Source organism: Actinomadura rubrisoli (assembly GCF_004349215.1).
Lineage (GTDB): Bacteria > Actinomycetota > Actinomycetes > Streptosporangiales > Streptosporangiaceae > Spirillospora > Spirillospora rubrisoli.
The window spans coordinates 1-4,480 of sequence record NZ_SMKU01000524.1 but is presented as its reverse complement, the minus strand read 5'-3'; the positions used below and the strand labels follow the sequence as shown (position 1 = coordinate 4,480).

Below are 4,480 nucleotides of genomic sequence, written 5' to 3'. Positions count from 1 at the left end.
GCCCCGTCAGCCGCCTGCTGCCGACCTCCAGCAACCCCGCGTCGGCCAGCTTGTCCAGATGGAACGCCGCCAGCGTCCGCCGCACCCCGGCCGCCTCCGCCGCCTCGTTCCGGCCCACCTCATGCCCCTGCGCGGCCACGTACTCGTACAGCCGCCGCCGCACGGGATCCTGCAGCAGCGCGATCGCGTCGATGTCCTCCACCCGGCCATTCTAAGAACAGCACTAATGAAACTTAGAAGGGAGCGTTCGGGACAGGGCGGAAGGAGGCGGCGGAGGCGGCCCGCACGGCAGCCCGCGCGGGAGGCGGCGCGGGAGGCGGCGCGGGAGGCGGCGCGGGAGGCGGCGCGCAGACCGACGTCAGTGGGCGCCCAGAAGATCCACGACGAACACCAGCGTGTCATCGCCCTTGATCCCCGCCTGGGCCAGGCCCTTCGCCCCGTACCCCAGCGACGGCGGCACCACCAGCAGCATCCGGCTGCCGACCTTCTGCCCCATCAGCCCCTGTTCCCAGCCCTTCATCACCTGACCGGTCCCGATCATCAGGCCGTACGGGTGCCCGTCCGCCCACGACGAATTGAACATCTTCCCGTCACGCCAGAAGAACCCCGCATACTGCACCGCCAGCAGCTGCCCCTTGGACACCGCCGGACCGTCCCCCCGCACCAGCGTCCGCACCTGAAGCCCCTTCGGAGCCGCCACCCGCGGCACCACCACTTGCGGCGTCCGCCCCGCCGGAGCCGCCGTCACCCTCGGCAGCCGCGCATCCTCCAGCGGCGCCTGCCGCCTGCCCACCGGACCCGCCGACCTCGGATACACCCTGCGCACGTCCAGCACGTACACCAGCGTGTCGCCCGAACCGATCTGACGCGCCGAATCGCCCCGGTCACCGAAACCGTCCTTCGGCGGAATCGACGCCACCACACGCGACCCCGCCCGAGACCCCTCGAACGCCCGCTGCAACCCCGGCACCAGCTGCCACGTCGGGAACGCCTCCGGCCTCCCCGCCGCATACGTGCTCGCCAGCAGCTTCCGCCCGCCCTCACTCCACCGGTAGCCCACATAGTCGGCCACCACCAGATCACCCTTGTGCGCCGCCGGGCCCTTGCCCTTCGACAAGGTCTTCACCGCCAGCGAACCGTCCGGTGCGCCCTTCGGGAACGACACCTCCGGCAGATGACCGAAATCTCCCCGCACCGACACCTTCACACCCCCGCCACCCGAACACGCGGCAGAGAAAGACAAAGGAACGGCCAGCACGACGACCGCGGGCAAAGCGGCGAAACGACGGCGCATACAGGTCCTTCGGGGGTGACAGGCGCTGCTCGGCGCTCCACCCTACCGCCCAAGTGACCAGCCGGTAGTGCCCACCGCGCCGAACCCTCCGAACCCCGCAGCCCTGCGCCCGACCGGCGCCCGGCCGGGCCACCGGCCGCTACGCCCGACCGGGCCTCCAGGCGCTACATCCCCGCGATCAGCTTGTCGACGCGCTCGTCCACCGAACGGAACGGGTCCTTGCACAGGACGGTGCGCTGGGCCTGGTCGTTGAGCTTCAGGTGCACCCAGTCGACGGTGAAGTCACGCCGCTTCTCCTGCGCCTTGCGGATGAACTCGCCACGCAGCCGGGCCCGCGTGGTCTGCGGCGGCACCGACTTGGCCTCGAAGATGTCCAGATCCCGCGACACCCGCTCCACCGACCCCCGCTTCTCCAGCAGGTAGTACAACCCGCGCTCCCGATGCACATCGTGATACGCCAGATCCAGCTGCGCCACCCGCGGCGACGACAACGGCAGATCGTACTTGCGCCGATACCGCTCGATCACCTTGTACTTCGTCACCCAGTCGATCTCACGGGACACCAGATCCAGATCCCCCGTCTCCACCGCCCGCAGCGTCCGCTCCCACAACTCCAGCACCCGCTTCGCCGTCGCGTCCCCGCCGCGCGCGTCCACGAAGTCCCGCGCCTTCCCGAAGTACTCCTTCTGGATCTCCAGCGAGCTCGCCTCGCGGCCGTTCGCCAACCGCACCTTCCGGCGGCCCGTCATGTCATGGCTGACCTCCCGGATCGCCCGGATCGGGTTCTCCAGCGTCAGATCCCGCATCACCACGCCCGCCTCGATCATCCGCAGCACCAGATCGGTCGCCCCGACCTTCAGCAGCATCGTCGTCTCACTCATGTTCGAGTCACCGACGATCACATGCAGCCGCCGGAACCGTTCCGCGTCCGCGTGCGGCTCATCCCGCGTATTGATGATCGGACGAGACCGCGTCGTCGCCGACGACACACCCTCCCAGATGTGCTCCGCACGCTGCGACACGCAGTACACCGCGCCCCGCGGCGTCTGCAGCACCTTCCCCGCCCCGCAGATGATCTGACGGGTCACCAGATACGGGATCAGCACATCGGCCAGCCGCCCGAACTCCCCGTGCCGCCCCACCAGATAATTCTCATGGCAGCCGTACGAGTTCCCGGCCGAGTCCGTGTTGTTCTTGAACAGATAGATGTCACCGGCGATGCCCTCCTCACGGAGCCGCCGCTCGGCGTCCACCAGCAGCCCCTCCAGGATCCGCTCGCCCGCCTTGTCATGCGTCACCAGATCCACGACGCTGTCGCACTCGGGCGTGGCGTACTCCGGGTGGCTGCCCACATCCAGGTACAGCCGCGCACCGTTGCGCAGGAACACGTTGCTGCTACGACCCCACGAGACCACCCGGCGGAACAGATAGCGCGCCACCTCGTCCGGTGACAACCGCCGCTGACCGCGGAAGGTACAGGTGACGCCGTACTCGTTCTCAAGCCCGAAAATGCGCCTGTCCACACCAAGACCCTATGCGCCCGGACCCCCACTTGGCAGTCTCCGGACCGCACCGTTTCCCCCGGACACGCGCGAAAGACCCGCCGCGGCCAGGCGGCCACAGCCACCCCGCCACGACGGGCCACACACAACCGGACACCCTCCCCGGTACCGCCCTCAGCAACCGCCCGAGGCGATGCTTTGGGCGATGCTTGGGCGATCCCCGGGGCGATGTCCGGGGCGCGCCCGGACCCGCTGATCAGTCCTCGTCCGCCTCATCCGACGACGACGTCGCCCCGTCCGCTGCGTCTCCTGCGTCCGCCGCGCCGTCCGCCTCGTTCAGCAGATCCCCGATCCGCCGTGCCGTCAACCGCCGGAACAACCGATGCTCACGATGACGATCCAGCACCGCCACCTCCAGCGACTTCGCATCCAGATGACGATCCGAATCCTGCGCCTCCAGCGCACGCACCGCCGTCCGCAACGCCACCGCCAAAGACGAACCCTCCCGGTACCCGTCCTTCAACGCCTGCGCCACAGCGTCCGCCTGGCCGCCCATCGCCACATAGCCATGCTCATCGGCCACCGAACCATCGAACGTCAGCCGGTAGATCTGGTCCGTATCCGCGTCAGCACCCACCTCCGCGACGACCAACTCCACCTCGTACGGCTTGTTCGTCTCCGTGAAGATCGTCCCCAGAGACTGCGCGTACACGTTCGCCAGCCCCCGCGCCGTCACGTCACGGCGGTCGTACTGATACCCGTTGATGTCCGCGTACCGGACCCCGCCCAGCCGCAGATTCTCGAACTCGTTGTACTTCCCCACCGCCGCGAACGCGATCCGGTCATAGATCTCACTGATCTTGTGCAGCGCCCGCGACGGATTGTCCGCCACGAACAAGATCCCGTCGTCGTACTGCAGCACGACGACGCTCCGGCCACGCGAGATCCCCTTCCGCGCGTAGTCCGCCTTGTCCTTCATCTGCTGTTCGGGCGACACATAGAACGGCATGGACACCGGTCTGGATCCCTTCTATCGCAGCGGGGCGGTCGGCCCGCCCGGCGAGTCGTAACGTCCATCGACCACGGCCTGCGCCAACGCGCCGACCTCGTCCTCACCGAGCCGGCGGTACCCCTCCGACGTCACCGACGCCACCACCGGGAAGATCCGCCGCGTCAGATCAGGACCACCCGTCGCCGAATCGTCGTCCGCCGCGTCGTACAACGCCTGCACGCACACCAGCGCGGCGTCCTCCTCCGACAGATCCGCCCGGTACAGCTTCTTCAGCGCACCACGCGCGAACACCGACCCCGACCCGATCGAGTAGAAGTCCCGCTCCTCGTACCGGCCGCCCGCCGGATCGTACGAGAAGATCCGCCCGCCATCGCGCTCCTCGTCATAACCCGCGAACAACGGCACCACCGCCAGCCCCTGCATCGCCATGCCCAGGTTCTGCCGCACCATCGTCGCCAGCCGGTTCGCCTTGCCCTCCACCGACAGCGTCCGGAGCTCGCGCTTCTCGTAGTGCTCCAGCTCCACCTGGAACAGCCGCACCATCTCGATCCCGATGCCCGCCGTACCCGCGATCGCGATCGCCGAGAACTCGTCCGCCCGGAACACCTTCTCGATGTCCCGCTGCGCGATCACGTTCCCCGCCGTCGCCCGCCGGTCCCCCGCCATCACCGC

The 4,480-nt window shown here is 68.8% G+C and carries 5 protein-coding genes; all 5 read right to left on the bottom strand.

Going from position 1 to position 4,480, the window contains the following annotated elements; translation table 11 throughout:
* Positions 1-202 (bottom strand): helix-turn-helix domain-containing protein (locus E1298_RS44515; protein ID WP_131903409.1); only part of this gene is annotated, 202 nt, incomplete at its 3' end.
* A 156-nt stretch (positions 203-358) separates the two neighbouring features.
* On the bottom strand, positions 359-1,294 hold the full coding sequence (locus E1298_RS44505) for an FKBP-type peptidyl-prolyl cis-trans isomerase (protein ID WP_131903408.1): 936 nt from the start codon (positions 1,292-1,294) through the stop codon (positions 359-361).
* Positions 1,295-1,458: 164 nt separating this feature from the next.
* Positions 1,459-2,817: a Pup--protein ligase gene (gene pafA / locus E1298_RS44500; protein ID WP_131903407.1), complete on the bottom strand. Its 1,359-nt coding sequence runs from the start codon at positions 2,815-2,817 to the stop codon at positions 1,459-1,461.
* Between the two features lie 235 nt (positions 2,818-3,052).
* A complete protein-coding gene (gene prcA / locus E1298_RS44495) occupies positions 3,053-3,805 on the bottom strand; it encodes a proteasome subunit alpha (RefSeq protein ID WP_131903410.1) in 753 nt (250 codons plus the stop codon).
* A 21-nt stretch (positions 3,806-3,826) separates the two neighbouring features.
* The coding region (prcB, locus tag E1298_RS44490; protein WP_131903406.1) for a proteasome subunit beta at positions 3,827-4,480 on the bottom strand (654 nt) is incomplete at its 5' end.

Excerpts from the sequence above, each read along its gene's own strand:
- E1298_RS44505 (WP_131903408.1), bottom strand. The coding sequence starts at position 1,294 with ATGCGCCGTCGTTTCGCCGCTTTGCCCGCGGTCGTCGTGCTGGCCGTT.
- prcA (WP_131903410.1), bottom strand. The coding sequence starts at position 3,805 with ATGCCGTTCTATGTGTCGCCCGAACAGCAGATGAAGGACAAGGCGGAC.